Here is a 17107-nt window from a genome sequence, read left to right as displayed (position 1 = left end):
CGGTCGTCCGCGTTTTTGGGTCCGCGCTGGACCCCGGGCGAAAACCTAACCTCATCGCGACGAGCGAAATTGGAGGCTTCCGGTGGTCAACAGCCGTAGAAAGAAGCGGGGCGCCATGCCTCGCCATAAACAAACCGGCATCGCGGCGAGCTCGCTCGTCGCCGCGACCTTGGGCGCGATGGCCTGCGTGCCGGGTGTGGTCTTCGCGCAGACGCCGTCGCCGCTCGGCGAATGGCAATATTCGGTGGGCATTCCGCTGCAGAAAGATGTGGCAGCCGAACATTCCCGACTGGCAACTGCGCTTCGGCGTGGCCACATCGTTCCAGCCGCGCTTCGAAGGATCGGACCGCTATCACCTGGTGACCGGCCCGAGCATCGACGTGCGCTACAAGGATCTGTTCTTTCTGTCGAGCGGCGAAGGCTTCGGCGTGAATTTCGCGCAGGGCGAGAACTGGCGCATGAGTCTCGCCGCGGTCTACGACCTCGGGCGACGCGGCCAGGACGATCCGCAGGAACTCAACGGGCTCGGCAACATCAACCCGGCGCCCGGTCTGAAGCTTTCGGGCGAGTACGTCGTGTCGAAGGATTTTCCGCTCGTCCTGCGCGCCGATATACGCCGCTATTTCGGCGGATCGAACGGCTGGATCGGCGATCTCGGCGCCTATATGCCGATGCCCGGCAGCACCAGGCAGTTCTTCTGGTTCGCCGGCCCGAACGTGGTGCTCGCGGACTCCAAGTACATGAACAGCTGGTTCGGCGTCAATCAGGAGCAGGCCGCGCACTCGCAGTATCCGCAGTACCACGCGAGCGCGGGCTTCAAGTCGGTGGGTTTCGGCGTCAGCGCGATCTGGCTGTTCAGCAAGCACTGGTTCGCGACCGCCGACGGCGCGTTCGAGCAGCTCGTCGGCAGCGCGGGCAACAGTCCGATTACCCGCAGCCGCGCGACCGGCGTCGCCGACGTGTCGATCAACTACCGGTTCTGACGCAACGCCGCCGCGCAGCCACTGCGCCGTGACTTGGTGGGTATAGCCCTTGCTGACTCTGTGATCGCGCGCCGCGACGCCTGCGTCGCCGCGCGCCCGAACACAAGGAGTCGATCCCCATGGCAGGTAAAGCGAATACCCAGAAGGCCGCGGCCCAGGCAAACGGGGCAGCGCAGTCGAACGACGCGAAATCGAACGATCTCGAACGCAATCGCGTGAAGCCGCAAGGCGAGGCCCTGAGGACCAATCAGGGCGTCAAGATCGCCGACAACCAGAACACGTTGCGTGCGGGACCGCGCGGTCCATCGCTGCTCGAAGATTTCATCATGCGTGAAAAGATCACGCACTTCGACCACGAGCGCATTCCCGAACGGATCGTGCACGCGCGTGGCTCGGCCGCGCATGGTGTCTTCAAGGTCTACGAATCGATGCGCGAGTACACCAAGGCCGCGTTTTTGCAGGACCCGGCCGCCGAAACGCCGGTCTATGTGCGTTTCTCGACCGTGCAAGGTCCGCGCGGCTCTGCCGACACCGTGCGCGACGTGCGCGGCTTCGCGACGAAGTTCTACACGCAGGAAGGCAATTTCGATCTGGTCGGCAACAACATGCCGGTGTTCTTCATCCAGGACGCGATCAAGTTTCCTGACTTCGTGCACGCGGTGAAACCGGAAGCACCGAACGAAATGCCGACCGGCGGGTCCGCGCACGACACGTTCTGGGACTTCGTCTCGCTCGTGCCCGAATCGGCGCACATGGTGCTGTGGACGATGTCGGACCGCGCGATTCCGCGCAGCTTACGGACGATGGAAGGTTTCGGCGTTCACACGTTCCGCTTCGTCAATGCGCAGGGCAAAGCTCGTTTCGTCAAGTTCCACTGGCGTCCCGTGCTCGGCTCGTATTCGCTGCTGTGGGACGAAGCGCAGAAGCTCGCGGGCAAGGACCCGGACTTTCACCGGCGCGACCTATGGGAAGCGATCGAGCGCGGCGATTATCCGGAGTACGAACTGGGGGTGCAGATCGTCGAGGAAGCCGACGAGCACAAGTTCGATTTCGACCTGCTCGATCCGACCAAGCTGATTCCGGAAGAGCTGGTGGCGGTGAAAATCATCGGCAAGATGACGCTCAATCGCAATCCGGACAACTTCTTCGCCGAGACCGAACAGGCCGCGTTCCATCCGGGGCATATCGTGCCGGGCATCGATTTCACCAACGATCCGTTGCTGCAGGGGCGTTTGTTCTCGTACACGGACACTCAGATCAGCCGCCTCGGTGGCCCGAACTTTCACGAGATTCCGATCAACCGGCCGGTCTGCCCATCCGTCAACAATCAACGCGATGCGATGCATCGGCAGGCGATCCATGTCGGCCAGGCGTCGTACGAGCCGAACTCGCTGAACGACGGCTGGCCGAAGGAAACCGATCCGGCCGCTGAAGATGGCGGCTTCGACAGCTATCAGGAACGCGCCGAGGGCACGAAGATTCGCGTGCGCAGCGACTCGTTCGCCGATCATTTCTCGCAGGCCGCGTTGTTCTACAACAGCATGTCGCAGCCGGAAAAAGACCATATCGCGGCGGCCTATCAGTTCGAGCTCGGCAAGGTGACGAAGCCCGAGATTCGCGCGCGCCAGGTCAACGAGATTCTCGCGAACTTCGACGCCGATCTCGCCGCGAAGGTCGCTGAAGGACTCGGCTTGCCGGCGCCGAAAAAGGGCACGGCGAAACTCGTCGGGCCGAAGACGTCGCCGGCGTTGAGTCTGCTCAATCGCGTGAAGCCCGGCATCAAGACCCGCAAGATCGCGCTGCTCGCCGCACCCGGCTCCGATGGCGCGGCGATCAAACAGTTGCAGCAGGCGCTCACGGGTGAAGGCGCAACGCCGATGCTGATCGCGCCGACGCTCGCCGAGATAGATGGCCTCGCGCCCGACGCGACGATCGCCGGGCTGCCATCGGTGATGTTCGACGCGGTGATCGTCGTCGGCGGCGAGAAGGGGGCGAAGGCACTGTCGCAATCGGGCGATGCGCGGCACTTCGTGCTCGAAGCGTTCAAGCATCTGAAGGCGATCGCGGCGCTCGGCGCGGGGCGCGACGTGCTCGCGGCCGCGCAGTTGCCCGCGCAGCCGGACGGCGTGGCGACCGGCGAGGACTCGCAGTCCGCCGATGTGTTGAAGGCGTTCATCAAGGCCGCCGGACAGCATCGCGTGTGGTCGCGCGCGGCGCAGGCGGAATCGGTGCCGGCCTGAGCGGGCCGAGCCGGTTGCGCTGATGCGCTGCCGCGTTAGCCTCTGAACGGTGCTGAGCATAGCTGAAACGCGGCGCGTCGATGCGCGTCGATGCAGGAGCCTGGCCGGTGTTAGCCGGCCAGGTTGTTTTTGCATTCCGCGTCGCGCGCGTGCGGGTCGTCCTTGTATGATGACAGCGGTCGCATTGCGGCACTCAACACCGTGCGCAGACCCGAAAAACATTCCGCATCGACCCGATTCGCCATGCCACTTACAGAACAAATGACCGCATCGCAGGCCGTCGATCAACTCCGTTTCCGCCGCATCCTTCGCCGCAATATCGCGCTGCCTTTGGGCGCCGGCCTCGTCACGATGGCGCTGTTCGTCGGCTTGATCGCGTATCTCGTGTCGACGATGAACTGGGTCGAGCACTCCGGGCGCGTGATCGGCGACGCCAACGAAATGCTGCGGCTCGCGGTGGATCGCGAATCGTCGATGCGCGGCTTTCTGATCACCGGTAACGAGAGTTTCCTCGCGCCGTATGAAAACGGCGGCCCGAAATTCAAGTCACAGCTCGAAGCGTTGAAAAAGCAGGTCGCCGACAACCCGCCGCAAATCGAGCGGCTCAAGCAGATCGAGGCCTTGCAGGAGCGTTGGAGCCGCTTCGCCGAACAGATCATCGACGCGCGCCGCCGCAACCAGGACTATGAGAGCGCGATCGCAGCGGGGCGCGGCAAGCTCGAATTCGACGAAATGCGCCGCGAATTCGGCGATTTTCTCGACGTCGAATTGCGCTTGCGCCAGCAGCGCGCCGAAGCGACGCGCAACGTGACGGCGACACTGGTCGGCGTGTTCCTGGTGTTCAGCCTCGTCGTCAGCGGCCTGCTCGCATGGCGGGGTCGTCGCGAACTGCTGGACCTGTCCGAGACCTATGACGACGTGCTGCGCCGTCAGGCCGAACAGACCGCGCTGCTCGAGCAGCAGGTCTGGTTGCGCTCGGGCCAGCGGCTGCTCGCGGACAAGATCGTAGGGCAGACGAGCGCGCCGCTCGTCGGCCGCGCGATGCTCGAGTTTCTCGCCCAATATCTCGATGCGGTCGTCGCCGCGGTGTACGTGCGCGACAGGCAGAGCGGCACGCTGCGCCGCATCGCCGCGTACGGCTATAGCCGTGACAGCGAGCAGACGGCCGCTCTGAGTTTCGAGGAGGGTGAAACGCTGGTCGGCCAGGCCGCGCGCTCGCGCCGCACGCTGGTATTGCGCGACGTGCCGGCCGATTACGTGCGGGTCGTGTCGGCGACGGGCAGCGGTGCGCCGCTCAATCTGCTGATCCTGCCGATCGACAACGACGGCCAGGTCAACGGCGTCGTCGAAATGGGCTTCCTGCGCGAGGTGACGCCGCGCGACGAAGAGTTCATGGAGCTGATCCGCCACAGCATGGGCAATTTTCTCGAGGCGGCGCTGTATCGCGAACGCCTGCAGGATGCGCTCGCCGAGACGCAGCAGCTGAACGAGGAGTTGCAGGTCCAGCAGGAGGAGTTGCGGGTCTCCAACGAAGGGCTCGAGGAACGCGGCCGCGCGCTGTTGGAATCGCAACGGCGCCTCGAAGCGCAGCAGGCCGAGCTCGAACAGACCAACGTGCGGCTCGAGGAATATGCGCAGCGGCTGGAGCGGCAAAAATCGGATCTGCTGCGCGTGCAGAACGATCTGGCGGCCAATGCGGAGCGCCTCGAACAGTCGAGCCGCTACAAGTCCGAGTTCCTCGCGAACATGTCGCACGAATTGCGCACGCCGCTGAACAGCTCGCTGATTCTCGCGAAGCTGCTGCAGCAGAATCGCAGTGGCAATCTGACCGACGAGCAGGTGCGCTACGCGGAGACGATCCACGCGTCGAACAGCGATCTGCTCGTGCTGATCAACGACATTCTCGACCTGTCGAAGGTCGAGGCGGGTCAATTGACGGTCGAGCACGAAACGGTGTCGATCGAGGCGACGCTGCAATCGCTCGAAGAAATGGTTCGTCCGATCGCGGCGACCAAGCACTTGCGTCTCGCCTTCGACAAGTTGCCGGGCACGCCTGATACGTTCGTCACCGATGGCCTGCGGCTCATGCAGATCCTGCGCAACCTGCTGTCGAACGCGGTGAAGTTCACCGAGCGCGGCGAGGTCACGCTCGAGGTCGCCAGGGTCGAGGACAACGTGCTGCGCTTCGACGTGCGCGATTCGGGCATCGGTATTCCGGCCGACAAGATCGACATGATCTTCGAGGCGTTCCAGCAGGCCGATGGCTCGACGAGCCGTCAATATGGGGGCAGCGGCCTCGGGCTGTCGATTTCGCGCGAGTTCTCACGGCTGCTGGGCGGGCGCATCACGGTGGCGAGCGAAGTCGGCAAGGGCAGCGTGTTTTCGCTGTGGCTGCCGCTCGATGCGCGCGAGGCGCGCGTGAGCGCGGACAGCGCGATGACGAGCGTCGCCACGCTGAACGCGCTGAATGCGCTGAACGCGGGCATGGGCGCGCAGGCGACGGCGGAAGCGCCGTTGCTGCGCACGCCGCTCGACACCGCACCCGCCGCGGTGATCCCGCCACCGAATGATCTGGCAAGCCGGGCGCCGCCCACCGCGTCGCGCGAAGCCTTGCTGCCCGGCGACGCCCAGCCCGCCGCCGCGTCGATAGCCGACGATCGCGACAATCGCACCCGCGCGGGCCGTCTGATCGTCGCGGTCGAAGACGATCCGCCGTTCGCCGCGATTCTGCGCGATCTCGTGCACGAACTCGACTTCGACTTCGTGCACGCGAGCGATGCCGCGAGCGGCCTCGCGCTGGTGCGCGACATGCGGCCGGCCGCGGTGCTGCTCGACGTCGGTCTGCCGGACCGCTCGGGCCTCACGGTGCTCGAATGGCTGAAGAACGATCCGCTGACTCGCCACATTCCGATCCATATCGTGTCGGCCACCGATCACGCCGACAAGGCGCTGCACCTCGGCGCGATCGGCTACACGCTGAAGCCGACCGCGCGCTCGACGATGGAGGCCGCGATCCGCCGCCTCGAAGCGCGGCTGCAACAGCGCCTGAAGCGCGTGCTGGTGATCGAGGACGACGCGCCGATGCGCGAAAGCATCCGCGCGCTGCTGCAAAGCGAGAACACCGGGATCGTCGTGGTCGCGACGCTCGCCGAAGCGTTCGAGCAACTGTCGGCGCTGACGTTCGACTGCGTCGTCACCGATCTCGCGCTGCCGGACGGCACCGGCTACGATCTGCTCGAACGCCTCGCCGCGAACAGCGCGCATGCATCGCTGCCAGTGATCGTCTACACGGGCCGCATGTTGCCCGACGAAGAGGAGCACCGGCTGCGCCGCTACTCGAAGTCGATCATCATCAAGGGCGCGAAATCGCCGGAGCGTCTGCTCGATGAAGTCACGCTGTTTCTGCATAGCGTCGAGTCGTCGCTCGCGCCGGAGCAGCAGCGCATGCTGCGCACCGTGCGGCAACGCGACAATGCGTTCGAGGGCCGCACGATCCTGCTCGCCGAAGACGACGTGCGCAACATCTTCGCGCTGTCGCACGTGCTGGAGCCACTCGGCGCGAAACTGCTGATCGCGCGCAACGGCCGCGAGGCGCTCGACCAACTGGAGAACGGGCCGGAAGTACATCTAGTGCTGATGGACATCATGATGCCCGAGATGGACGGCCTGACCGCGATGGGCGAGATTCGCCGCAATCCGCGCTTCGCGCATCTGCCGATCATCGCGCTGACCGCGAAGGCGATGGCGAACGATCGCACGCGCTGCCTCGAAGCGGGTGCCGACGACTACGTGTCGAAACCGATCGACGTCGACAAGCTCGTCGCGCTGTGCCGCGTGTGGCTGCGGCAGCGCTGACGGCGCGAGCGTTGGCACGGAAGCGAGAAACGCGATGAAACCGTCCGCATCTGAGGTGCCGCACCGCATCAGCGATTTCGACATCGAGCTGCGGCTGCTGCTCGAGGCGATCTATCTGAAGTATCAGCATGACTTTCGCCACTACGCGATGTCGTCGCTGCGCCGCCGCCTCACGCAGGCGCTCGATGAATTCAACGTGGAGACGCTGTCGCAATTGCAGGACCGCATCATGCGCGACGGCAACGAGTTTTCGCGGCTGTTCCGCTACCTGACCGTGCAGGTCAGCGACATGTTTCGCGATCCGTCGTATTTCCTCGCGCTGCGCGAGCACGTGCTGCCGCGTTTGCGCACCTACCCGTCGATCAAGGTGTGGGTCGCCGGATGCAGCACCGGCGAGGAGCTGTGGTCGCTGAAGATCCTGTTCGACGAGGAGGGTCTCACCGAGCGCACGCTGTTCTACGCGACCGACATCAACCCCGACGCGCTCGCGCGCGCGGAGGCGGGCATCTACGCGCTCGAACGCATCCAGGGTTTCACGCAGAACTATCTGGCGGCGGGCGGCACGCGTTCGCTGTCGGATTACTATCATGCAGCGTATGGCAGCGCGCGCTTTGCCGGCTCGCTGAAAGAGCGTGTGGTGTTCGCCGATCACAGCCTGTCCACCGACGAGGTGTTCCTCGAAGCGCATCTGGTGTCGTGCCGCAACGTGCTGATCTATTTCGATCGCGGCTTGCAGGATCGCGCGTTGGGGCTGTTCGAGAACGCACTGGTGCGGCGCGGCTTTCTCGGCCTGGGCAGCAAGGAAACCCTGCGGTTTTCACATCACTACCCGGCGTTCGACGAGTTTCGCGCGGCCGAACGCATTTATCAGAAGCGTTAGCGAGGTCGCGATGCCAGGCTCGACCAGTCAACCCCCGCCCACCCAGACCGCCGACGCCAGCAGCGCCGCGCGGGCGCACGCGCGGCGCGGCTATCAGCTGGTCGTGATCGGCGGGTCGGCGGGCGGCATCGAGGTGCTCAACGTGCTGCTCGCCGCGCTGCCCGCGCGCTTTGCGGCGGCCGTGATGATCGTCGCGCATCTGCCGCCCGATTCGCCGAGCTATCTGGTGCCGGCGATCGCGCATCGCTGCGCGCTGCCGGTGCTCGAACCCGATGCGGGGGAGCTGATCCTGCCGGGCCGCGTGTACGTCGCGCCGCCCGGTTATCACATGCTCGTCGAAGTGGACCGCACGGTCGCGCTGTCGACCGCCGCGGCGGTGCGCTTCTCGCGGCCGTCGATCGACGTCCTGTTCGAATCGGCCGCCGCGGTGTACGGCGAGCGGCTGCTCGCGATCCTGCTGTCCGGCGCCAACGACGACGGCGCGCACGGGCTCGAACGCGTGCGCGCGCTCGGCGGCGCCGCGTGGGTGCAGGACCCCGGCAGCGCCGGTGCACCGGAGATGCCGCGCGCCGCGATCGAGCGCGGCGCGGCCGACGCGATCTACAATCCCGCAGCCCTGGCGAAGCGCCTTGCCGCGCTGCCGCCTTCCCTCTGATCCGGTGCCATGACGAACTCACCTGTGAACATCCTGATCGTCGACGACATCGTCCACAACATCACCGCGCTGGAAGCGTTGCTCGCGCGGCCCGAGGTCGCGGTGCTGGTCGCCGACTGCGGCACCGCCGCGCTCGATCTGCTGCTCAAGCACGAAGTCGCGCTGGCGATTCTCGACGTCAATATGCCCGGCATGAACGGCTTCGAGCTGGCGGCGCTGATGCGCGGCAGCCCGCGCACGTCGCAGGTGCCGATCATCTTCCTGACCGCGACCGCGCAGGACGCGTCGCGCACGTTCCGTGGCTATGAGGCGGGCGCGGTCGACTTCCTGTACAAGCCGTTCGATCCGCGCATCCTGCAGTCGAAGGTCGACGTATTCGTGCAGCTGGAGCAGCAGAAGCGCCAGCTCGCCGCGCAACTGGTGACGACGCGCCAGATGCTCGAAGCGAACGAGATGCTGATGGCGGTGCTCAGTCACGATCTGCGCACGCCGCTCGGCGCGGTGCTGGCGTCGGCGGAATACCTGATGCGCACGGCCGCCGACGAGCAGGCCGCAACCGTCGCCGCGCGCGTGAAGAACAGCTCCCTGCGCATGGCGCGGATGGTCGATCAGCTGCTGAACCTCGCGCGCCTGCAAGGCGGACGTCTGCCGTTGCAGCCGCGCTCGATCGAACTCGCGACGTTGTGCCGCTCGGTCATCGACGAATTCGCATCGCGGGAGAGCGGCAAGCAGATCCTGTTCACCTGCACCGGCAATACGGCCGGCGCGTGGGATACCGATCTCGTGTGGCAGGCGGTGTCGAATCTCGTCAGCAACGCGCTGCATCATGGTGCGCCGGAGGGCAATATCGGCGTGGAGGTCGATGGCGACGCCGAGGATTGCGTGCGCCTGAAGGTGTCCAATCGCGGCACGATTCCGGCGGAGGTGTTTCCGCATCTGTTCAAGGCGTTCGTGTCGAATGGCAACGGCGCGCGCTCGCGCGAAGGGCTCGGGCTCGGTCTGCATATCGTGCAGCAGATCGCGCGCATGCATGGCGGCGACGTCAGCGTCGTATCCACGGACGAGTCCGGCACGACCTTTACGATCGAATTGCCGAGGACGGTGGCGTTGCAGCGGGGGTCGTTTACCCGGCGATAAAGCATCGCCAGGCCGGCGATCACACCGGTAGGCCAGCGCCGCGTGCCCGCTGTGCTACGCTCGCCGCAACCCAATTCACGCAGCGCAAGCACGAATCCCCATCATGCGTTCCTGGCGCCTCGCATCACCGCAGCGCAGCGGTCAGATCAGCACCGCGCTCGCCACCGATCTCGTCATGACGATCTCCCACCCGGATGCCGACGCGCTCGCCGCGAGCATTCTGCTGACGGTTGGCGAATCGTTGTCGCTGCCCGTCTCGCAGTGCACGATCTTCGCGTACGAGTTCGACGCGCGGCCCCGTACGGTGTCGGCGGCCGACCATCGCGGCGGGCATTTTCTGCGCGACGTCGCCGAACGCTACGCCGCGCATTTCTATGCGCTCGACGGCAATCGCGCGATCATCGGTCAATCGGACCACAGCCGGCGCACCGCTTCGCGCGATGCGCTGGTGCTGCATCAGCAGCGCGGCGACGAAATCGAAAACGAAGCGTACCGCGCGGCCTGCTACGCGCAGCCGAACGTATCGGACCGGCTGTCGTTGCTCGTGCAGCCGGCGGATAGCGTGTGGCTGTCGATCAACCTCTATCGCGACCGCGCGTACGGCGTGTTCGCGCCGGGCGAACTGGAGCGGATCGAAAGCGTCGCGCCGCTGTTCGCGCATGCGGCGAAGGGCCAATACGCGCTGAACGGGCAACATCAGCAGGGCGCCGGTGCGGCGATGCTCGCGCGCGTGCGGCGCGCATGTCCGACGCTGACGCCGCGCGAGCTCGACGTGTTGCGTGGCACGCTCGATGGCGCGAGCGCGGCCGAGATCGCCGGGCAGATGGGCGTGAAGCCAGCGAGCGTCGTCACGTACCAGAAGCGCGCGTACGCGCGGCTCGGGATTTCAAATCAGCGGCAACTGTTCGCGTTGTGTATGCAGCCCTAGCTGCACATCTGTCGAATCTCGCGCCGAAGCGCGCCTCGCATCGCGCTTCGAGTCCGCTTCAACTCCGCTTACCCCGCGCCTCGGCCTGCGTCTCCCGATCCCAGCGTTTCAACCACGGCATCACGAAATCCGCGAAGCCGTCGGCCGACGGCGACAGCGCACGCTCGGTCGACCGATACACGCACACCTCGCGAATCGTTTCAGGATCGACGATGCGCTTCATCACGAGCCCGAAGGTCCGCGCGAGCGGTGCGACATAGGCTGGCGCGAGCGTGACCGCCAGCCCTCGCGCGGCGAGGCCGAACGCGGTGGTCACGTTGTCGACGACACCGACGGGAATGATGCGCGCCTCGACCGGCAGATTGGCGAGCATCTGGTCGACCGCGCGCTCGTGGTCGCGGCCGGTCGCGACGATCGGCACGTCGCGCAGATGCTGCCACTGCACGCGGCGGCGCGCGGCGAGCGGATGCGCGGCCGAGCACCACATGACCCACGGACTCGCGAACGCGGGCTCGGAGCGCACGCGCGGCCCGCTTTGCCGGTCCGGGCCGATCGCGAGATCGATGTCGCCGCTCTCGACGCGCTCCACCAGTTGCTCGACCACGGTATCGCAGACGCGCACGACCACCTTCGGCTTGTCGCGCGCGTAGTCGGCGATCGCCGCGGGCAGCGCCGTCGACGCGATGACGAGCGGCGCGCCGACCCGCACGATGCCGGCCGCGCGGTTGCGGATATCGTCGGCGGATTGGGCGGCTGCGCGCACGTGGCGCAGCACCGATTCGGCCGACGCCAGAAAGTCCTGTCCCGCGCTGGACAGCGCGACGCGCCGCGTCGTGCGATCGAACAGCCGGAAGCCGAGCTCCGTTTCGAGTTCGGCAAGCAACTGGCTGACCGCCGACGAGGTCAGCCCGAGCCGCTGCGCCGCCGCGCCGATGCTGTGCAGATCGACGATGGCGAGGAACGCTTCGAATTGACGGATCGTGACGCGGGTAAGAGGCATACGATCGATTCTAAAGAAAAACTTACGAATCGTGAAAAATCGATTGATTGTGTGCGGCACGCCGACGACCGACACTCGTGCGGGTCGACTTGGCCCGGCAAACCCGCTTAGACTCAAGGTTTGCCCTGTCGTCCCGCGGCGCGCGGACGACCCGCTACAACAGGCCTGCAGAGGCCGTCTTCAAGGACCCGTCATGTTCGACCATATTCCCGCCTATCCGGGCGACCCGATTCTGAGCCTGAACGAAGACTTTCAGCTGGACCCCCGGCCGAACAAGGTCAACCTCAGCATCGGCATCTATTTCGACGACGCCGGCAAGCTGCCGGTGATCGACGCGGTGCGCCGCGCCGAAACCGCGCTGCTCGACGCGATCGGCCCGCGCTCGTATCTGCCGATGGCGGGTCTGCCGCTCTATCGCGACACCGCGCAGGCGCTCGTGTTCGGCGCCAACAGCGCGGCGCGCGCCGAAGGCCGGATCGCGACGCTGCAAACGCTCGGCGGCTCGGGCGCGCTGAAGGTCGGCGCCGATTTCCTGAAGCGCTATTTCCCCGGCTCGCAGATGTGGATCAGCGATCCGAGCTGGGAAAACCATCGCGTGGTGTTCGAAGGCGCGGGCCTCACGGTCAACACCTATCCGTACTACGACGCGCAAACGGGCGGCCTGCGCTTTGCCGAAATGCTCGCCGCGATCGACGCGCTGCCGGAAAAGAGCATCGTGCTGCTGCACGCGTGCTGTCATAACCCGACGGGCGTCGATCTGAGCCCGTCGCAATGGGCGGAACTGGTGCCGGTTTTGCAGCGCCGCAAGCTGATCGCATTCGTCGACATGGCCTACCAGGGTTTCGGCGCGGGCCTCGAAGAAGACGCCGCGCCGGTGCGCCTGCTCGCCGACGCGAACGTGCCGCTGATCGTCGCGAACTCGTTCTCGAAGAATTTCTCGCTTTACGGCGAGCGCGTCGGCGCGTTGAGCGTGGTCTGCAAGAGCGCCGACGAAGCGGCGCGCGTGGCGGGCCAACTGATGTCGGCGGTGCGCGCGAACTACAGTAATCCGCCGACGCACGGCGCGCGCCTCGTCGCCAACGTGCTCGCCGATGCGACGCTGCGCGCGTCGTGGGAAGCCGAGCTCGGCGCGATGCGCGAGCGCATTCTGGCGATGCGCAAGGTGATCCACGCGGGGCTCGACGGACGCGTCGATGAAGTGATGCGCGCGCGCTATGTCGCGCAGCGCGGCATGTTCACGTATACGGGCCTGTCCGAAAGCCAGGTCGAGCATCTGCGCAACGAATACGCGGTGTATGTGCTGCGCTCGGGCCGCATGTGCGTCGCCGGGCTGAACGCGCGCAACGCGGACTATGTCGCCTCGTCGATCGCGGCGGTGGTGTCGGGCGCCTGAAGCGCTCCGGCGCTCGGGCCGCTGTTGCGGCACGCGTGAATATGATGGGCGGCGCGCACGGGCGCGCCGTCACAACGACAATCCTGGAGACACCGACGATGGCCACGACCCTCGAAGCGCAACCGGCGAGCCCGCCCAGATCGGCCAAGATGCATCCGGACGAATGGCAGGCGCGCGTGCAACTTGCCGCGTGCTACCGGATTTTCGATCTGCTCGGTTGGACCGAGATGATCTACAACCACATCACGCTGCGCGTGCCCGAAAGCGTCAGCGGCCCGGAGCGCCAGTTCCTGATCAATCCGTTCGGGCTGCACTACAGCGAAGTGACCGCGAGCAATCTGGTGAAGATCGACGCGCAGGGGCGCGTGCTCGACGGCTCGCCGTATCCGGTGAATCCGGCTGGCTTCGTGGTGCATGCGGCGATTCACGAGGGCTTGCCCGACGCGCACTGTGTGATGCATACGCATACGACGGCGGGCGTCGCGGTCGCCTGCCTCGAAGAGGGCCTGCAGCAGACCAACTTCTATAGCGCGCAGTTGCACGACCGGATCGCGTATCACGACTTTGAAGGCATCACGATTCATGCGGAAGAGGGGCCGCGGCTGCTCGCGCATATCGGCGACAGACAGGCGGTAATCCTGCGCAACCACGGTCTGCTATCGTGGGGTCGGACGTTGCCGCAGACCTTCGCGATTCTGTGGACGCTGAATCGCGCGTGCGAAGTCCAGGTGGCGACGTTTTCGATGGGCCGCGCTCGGCCGGTGCCGGAGGAGGTCGCGATTCGCTGCTCGCGCGACGCGCTGCAGTTCGATCCGCGCCACGGCGCCGGGCAGGACGTGTTCGATGCGCTGGTGCGGCGGGTCGACCGGATCGATGCGAGTTTCCGGCAATGATTGAAGCCACGCGTAAAAGAGCGCGACAATCAACGCTGCAATAATCACAGCAACAGGCAAGGATTCAGGCGATGAAAGTAGCGATCTACGGCGCCGGCTCGATCGGCGGCTGGATGGGAGTGAAGCTCGCGCAGGCGGGTCATCGGGTCAGCGTGATCGCGCGCGGCGCGACGCTCGACGCGGTGCGCCAGCATGGTCTGCGGCTGATCGAAGGCGGCGTGATCTACGCCGAGCAGGTAAAGGCGAGCGACAAGCCGGCCGATCTCGGCGTGCAGGAACTCGTCGTGATCGCGGTGAAGGGCCCGGCGATGGCGACCGTGGCCGCGCATATCAAACCGCTGCTCGGCCCCGAGACGATCGTGCTAACGGCGATGAACGGCGTGCCTTGGTGGTTCTGCGACGGCCTGGGCGGCGAACTCGCCGGCCAGCGCCTGAAGACGATCGATCCCGACGGCGCGATCACCGCCGCGATCCCGGCCGCGCAGACGGTCGGCTGCGTCGTGCATGCCAGTTGCCTGATCGACGCGCCCGGCGTGATCCGGCATCACCAGGGCAACGGACTGATCGTCGGCGAGGCGTCGGGCAAGCCGAGCGAGCGTGTCGGGCTGCTCGCCGCGCTGTTGCAGGCGGCGGGCTTCCATGCAACGGCTTCGGCGCAGATCCAGCGCGACGTGTGGTTCAAGCTATGGGGCAACATGACGATGAACCCGGTCAGCGCGATCACCGGCGCAACGACCGACCGGATCCTCGGCGACGAACTCGTACGCGGTTTCGTCACACACATCATGCTGGAGGCGAAGGAAATCGGCGCGCGCTTCGGCATCCCGATCGACCAGGCGCCCGACGACCGTCACGCGGTCACGCTGAAACTCGGCGCGATGAAGACGTCGATGTTGCAGGACGTGCAGGCCGGCAAGGCGGTCGAACTCGATGCGCTGGTCGGCGCGGTGCGCGAACTCGGGCAACTGACGCGGGTGCCGACGCCCTATACGGATGCGTTGCTCGGACTCGCGCGGCTGCATGCGAGTACGTTGGGCTTGTATCCGAGGCAGTGAGGCCGGTCTGCCGGCGCCCGTTTTGTTGCGATGGCTGTAATTCCCTCGCACTGCTGCGGCATTGCCGTTACCGCCTCTAGCGAACCGCCTCCAGGGAGGCGGCTTTTTTGCCCGCGCTAGGCCGTGGCGGCAACCGGCAGCTTCGCCGCTTCGATCAACGACAACGCGCGCCGCGAGTCGTCGAGTTCGGTCAGGCACAAGAGCGCGAGACGCGCGAGATACAGCGACGCCTGCGCCTCGCCTTCGTGGGTCAGCGTGTTGCACAGCGTCGTATAGACGAGGTCGAGATCGGAATCGGTCATGATGTCGAAGGTCCTTGCGCGTTAATTCTGCTGTGTCAGCGTGGCATCGAGCGCGCGCAGAACGGCCGCCACGCTGCCGTTGCGCCAGCGCGCGAGCACGTGGCCGTCGGGGCGGATCAGATAGACGGTGCCGGGTTGTGCGTCGAGCATGTCGTGCAGGCGGCCGGTTGGGTCGATCGCTCGAGGGCTGTTTGCCGATTGCGCTTCGGCCGTGACGATATCGATCACGTTGAACGGAACGCCTTGGTTGGCTAGCGTGCTTTGCAGTTGCCGCCACGCGTCACCATCGTTCGCGAGGTCTGCGTCGAAGCGCAGCGCCGTGAAGCACGGTCCGAGCAGATCGGTTAGATGGATGCCGAGCCGTGCGCCATCTTGCGATTGTTTGAGCAGCCTGCCCTCGGGCAGCACGGTACCCGGCGCGGGGCCGCGATCGAACGCATCGGCTCCGTCGCCTGCGAAGTTCAGCGGCGATTGCCGATACGCGATTGCATGCGTCTGGCGCGGATTGATCAGCGGCCGCACCGCCGCATGCCGCTCGGCGAGCCCGAGCACGGCCGTGCGCAGCAAGTCGAACGCGAAGGTCGGCGGCGCCATGAACTCGGTACTTTTCATGCCGTAGCTCAGGTTCTCGCGCGCCGCGTACACACGTTCGTCGCTATAGCTATCGAGCAGCGCTGGCGACGCGCTCCCATTGATCACGCAACCGAGCTTCCAGCCGAGATTGTCGGCGTCGTCGATGCCGGAGTTCGCGCCGCGCACGCCGAAGATCGGCACCAGATGCGCGGCGTCGCCCGCGAATAGCACGCTGCCATGCCGATAGCGTTCGAGCGTCAGCGCATTGGCCTTGTAGATCGTGATCCAGATCGGCGACCAGGCGCCGGCTTCGTCCATCGAGTCGAGCAAGTTTTGCACGCGCGGTATCACGTTCTCGGGCAGCACGGCGGCGTCGGGGTCTTCGTCGTCGCGTAACTGATAGTCGATGCGCCACACGTTGTCAGGCTGCTTGTGCACGAGCACCGTCGAGCCCGGATTCGACGGCGGATCGAAGTACGCGAGCCGTTCGGTCGCGCGCGTGCTGTCGAGTTCGATATCGACGATCACGTAGCGGCCTTCGTAGGTCGTGCCTGTGAGCTTCAGCCCGAGCAGGTCGCGGATCGTGCTGCGTCCGCCGTCGCAGGCGACGACCCACGCAGCGTCCATCTGCCAGCTTTTGCCTTGCGGATCGGCAGGATCGGCGCTGCGCAAGGTCAAGGTCGCGCCGCCCTGCGGCCGTTGCTCGAGGCCCGTCACACGCGTTTGCCAGCACACGTCGATCAGATCGGCGTGCCGTTCGATCTCGTCGAGCAGCAACTGCTCGATCTGATACTGCGCGATATTGATCATCGGCGGCAGCGACTGCTCGTCGTCCTGATGCATCGCGAAGCGGAACACCTCGGTGTCGCGATAGAAACTGCGCCCGCCGGTCCACGCCAGCCCCTTTTGCAGAAAACCGTCGACGACGCCGAGCCGCTTGAAGATTTCGAGGCTGCGTCGCGAGATGCAGATCGCGCGGCTGCCGGTGCACACGCTGTCGTCCGCCTCGATCAGCACCGAGCGCACGCCCTGGCGCGCGAGCGCAAGCGCGAGCGTCATGCCGACCGGACCGCCGCCGACGATCGCGACGGCGCGCGCTTGTGGATCGCGTCCGTCGATGAGCGGCGGCACCACGGCCGGATAGCGGCGCGGGGCGAACGGATAGGGCTTGAACGGGCGGGTCATGCGTGTCTCCAGTTTGCTTGCGTTATCG

12 protein-coding genes and 1 pseudogene are annotated in these 17107 nt (G+C 65.9%); 10 read left to right on the top strand and 3 right to left on the bottom strand.

All coding sequences use genetic code 11. The annotated features are described in order from the left end of the window. The first annotated feature begins 82 nt into the window (after nt 1-82). The 7 genes and pseudogenes from OKW41_RS11950 (at nt 83) to OKW41_RS11920 (ending at nt 10678) form a co-directional block, all read left to right on the top strand. A pseudogene (locus tag OKW41_RS11950) lies at nt 83-983 on the top strand (MipA/OmpV family protein). Between the two features lie 119 nt (nt 984-1102). Then, entirely contained in the window at nt 1103-3223 is a 2121-nt protein-coding gene (katE, locus tag OKW41_RS11945) for a catalase HPII (RefSeq protein ID WP_429572604.1), read from the top strand. Nucleotides 3224-3484: 261 nt separating this feature from the next. After that, complete coding sequence (locus tag OKW41_RS11940) at nt 3485-7078, top strand: response regulator (RefSeq protein WP_429573395.1); 3594 nt, start codon at nt 3485-3487, stop codon at nt 7076-7078. Between the two features lie 34 nt (nt 7079-7112). Beyond that, on the top strand, nt 7113-7958 hold the full coding sequence (locus tag OKW41_RS11935) for a CheR family methyltransferase (RefSeq protein ID WP_429572603.1): 846 nt from the start codon (nt 7113-7115) through the stop codon (nt 7956-7958). Between the two features lie 10 nt (nt 7959-7968). Further along, a complete protein-coding gene (locus OKW41_RS11930; protein ID WP_429572602.1) occupies nt 7969-8613 on the top strand; it encodes a chemotaxis protein CheB in 645 nt (214 codons plus the stop codon). 9 nt (nt 8614-8622) lie between these two features. Continuing rightward, nucleotides 8623-9750 (top strand): hybrid sensor histidine kinase/response regulator, encoded by a 1128-nt coding sequence (locus OKW41_RS11925; RefSeq protein ID WP_429572601.1) that lies wholly within the window; start codon nt 8623-8625, stop codon nt 9748-9750. 103 nt (nt 9751-9853) lie between these two features. Beyond that, entirely contained in the window at nt 9854-10678 is an 825-nt protein-coding gene (locus tag OKW41_RS11920; RefSeq protein WP_429572600.1) for a helix-turn-helix transcriptional regulator, read from the top strand. A 58-nt stretch (nt 10679-10736) separates the two neighbouring features. On the opposite strand, the gene OKW41_RS11915 is transcribed toward OKW41_RS11920, so the two are convergent. Beyond that, nucleotides 10737-11678: a LysR family transcriptional regulator gene (locus OKW41_RS11915; RefSeq protein WP_429572599.1), complete on the bottom strand. Its 942-nt coding sequence runs from the start codon at nt 11676-11678 to the stop codon at nt 10737-10739. 193 nt (nt 11679-11871) lie between these two features. Here OKW41_RS11915 and OKW41_RS11910 point away from each other — a divergent pair, with 193 nt between their 5' ends. The 3 genes from OKW41_RS11910 to OKW41_RS11900 all read left to right on the top strand — a co-directional run bounded on the left by OKW41_RS11910 (nt 11872) and on the right by OKW41_RS11900 (nt 15019). Then, nucleotides 11872-13071, top strand: coding sequence for an aromatic amino acid transaminase (locus OKW41_RS11910; RefSeq protein WP_429443650.1), 1200 nt, complete (start codon nt 11872-11874; stop codon nt 13069-13071). Nucleotides 13072-13169: 98 nt separating this feature from the next. After that, nucleotides 13170-13964 (top strand): class II aldolase/adducin family protein, encoded by a 795-nt coding sequence (locus OKW41_RS11905; protein ID WP_429572598.1) that lies wholly within the window; start codon nt 13170-13172, stop codon nt 13962-13964. Between the two features lie 71 nt (nt 13965-14035). Further along, nucleotides 14036-15019 (top strand): 2-dehydropantoate 2-reductase, encoded by a 984-nt coding sequence (locus tag OKW41_RS11900; RefSeq protein WP_429572597.1) that lies wholly within the window; start codon nt 14036-14038, stop codon nt 15017-15019. 116 nt (nt 15020-15135) lie between these two features. Here the strand turns inward: OKW41_RS11900 and OKW41_RS11895 are convergent, their stop codons facing one another. Both OKW41_RS11895 and OKW41_RS11890 read right to left on the bottom strand, forming a co-directional pair. Beyond that, nucleotides 15136-15321, bottom strand: coding sequence for a hypothetical protein (locus tag OKW41_RS11895; RefSeq protein WP_184009777.1), 186 nt, complete (start codon nt 15319-15321; stop codon nt 15136-15138). A gap of 21 nt (nt 15322-15342) precedes the next feature. Then, the gene (locus OKW41_RS11890; protein WP_429572596.1) at nt 15343-17079 is read right to left on the bottom strand and encodes an FAD-dependent oxidoreductase; all 1737 of its coding nucleotides are present in this window, start codon (nt 17077-17079) and stop codon (nt 15343-15345) included. Between the last annotated feature and the right edge of the window lie 28 nt (nt 17080-17107).

Source organism: Paraburkholderia sp. UCT70, assembly GCF_050434085.1.
Classification (GTDB): Bacteria; Pseudomonadota; Gammaproteobacteria; order Burkholderiales; family Burkholderiaceae; genus Paraburkholderia; species Paraburkholderia tuberum.
The sequence above is the reverse complement of the archived record's forward strand: the minus strand, read 5'-3'. Positions and strand labels throughout refer to the sequence as shown.

What these genes read in the sequence shown, in the direction of transcription:
- katE (WP_429572604.1), top strand. Translation starts at nt 1,103, where the DNA reads ATGGCAGGTAAAGCGAATACCCAGAAGGCCGCGGCCCAGGCAAACGGG.
- OKW41_RS11940 (WP_429573395.1), top strand. Translation starts at nt 3,485, where the DNA reads ATGACCGCATCGCAGGCCGTCGATCAACTCCGTTTCCGCCGCATCCTT.
- OKW41_RS11935 (WP_429572603.1), top strand. Translation starts at nt 7,113, where the DNA reads ATGAAACCGTCCGCATCTGAGGTGCCGCACCGCATCAGCGATTTCGAC.
- OKW41_RS11930 (WP_429572602.1), top strand. Translation starts at nt 7,969, where the DNA reads ATGCCAGGCTCGACCAGTCAACCCCCGCCCACCCAGACCGCCGACGCC.
- OKW41_RS11925 (WP_429572601.1), top strand. Translation starts at nt 8,623, where the DNA reads ATGACGAACTCACCTGTGAACATCCTGATCGTCGACGACATCGTCCAC.
- OKW41_RS11920 (WP_429572600.1), top strand. Translation starts at nt 9,854, where the DNA reads ATGCGTTCCTGGCGCCTCGCATCACCGCAGCGCAGCGGTCAGATCAGC.
- OKW41_RS11915 (WP_429572599.1), bottom strand. Translation starts at nt 11,678, where the DNA reads ATGCCTCTTACCCGCGTCACGATCCGTCAATTCGAAGCGTTCCTCGCC.
- OKW41_RS11910 (WP_429443650.1), top strand. Translation starts at nt 11,872, where the DNA reads ATGTTCGACCATATTCCCGCCTATCCGGGCGACCCGATTCTGAGCCTG.
- OKW41_RS11905 (WP_429572598.1), top strand. Translation starts at nt 13,170, where the DNA reads ATGGCCACGACCCTCGAAGCGCAACCGGCGAGCCCGCCCAGATCGGCC.
- OKW41_RS11900 (WP_429572597.1), top strand. Translation starts at nt 14,036, where the DNA reads ATGAAAGTAGCGATCTACGGCGCCGGCTCGATCGGCGGCTGGATGGGA.
- OKW41_RS11895 (WP_184009777.1), bottom strand. Translation starts at nt 15,321, where the DNA reads ATGACCGATTCCGATCTCGACCTCGTCTATACGACGCTGTGCAACACG.
- OKW41_RS11890 (WP_429572596.1), bottom strand. Translation starts at nt 17,079, where the DNA reads ATGACCCGCCCGTTCAAGCCCTATCCGTTCGCCCCGCGCCGCTATCCG.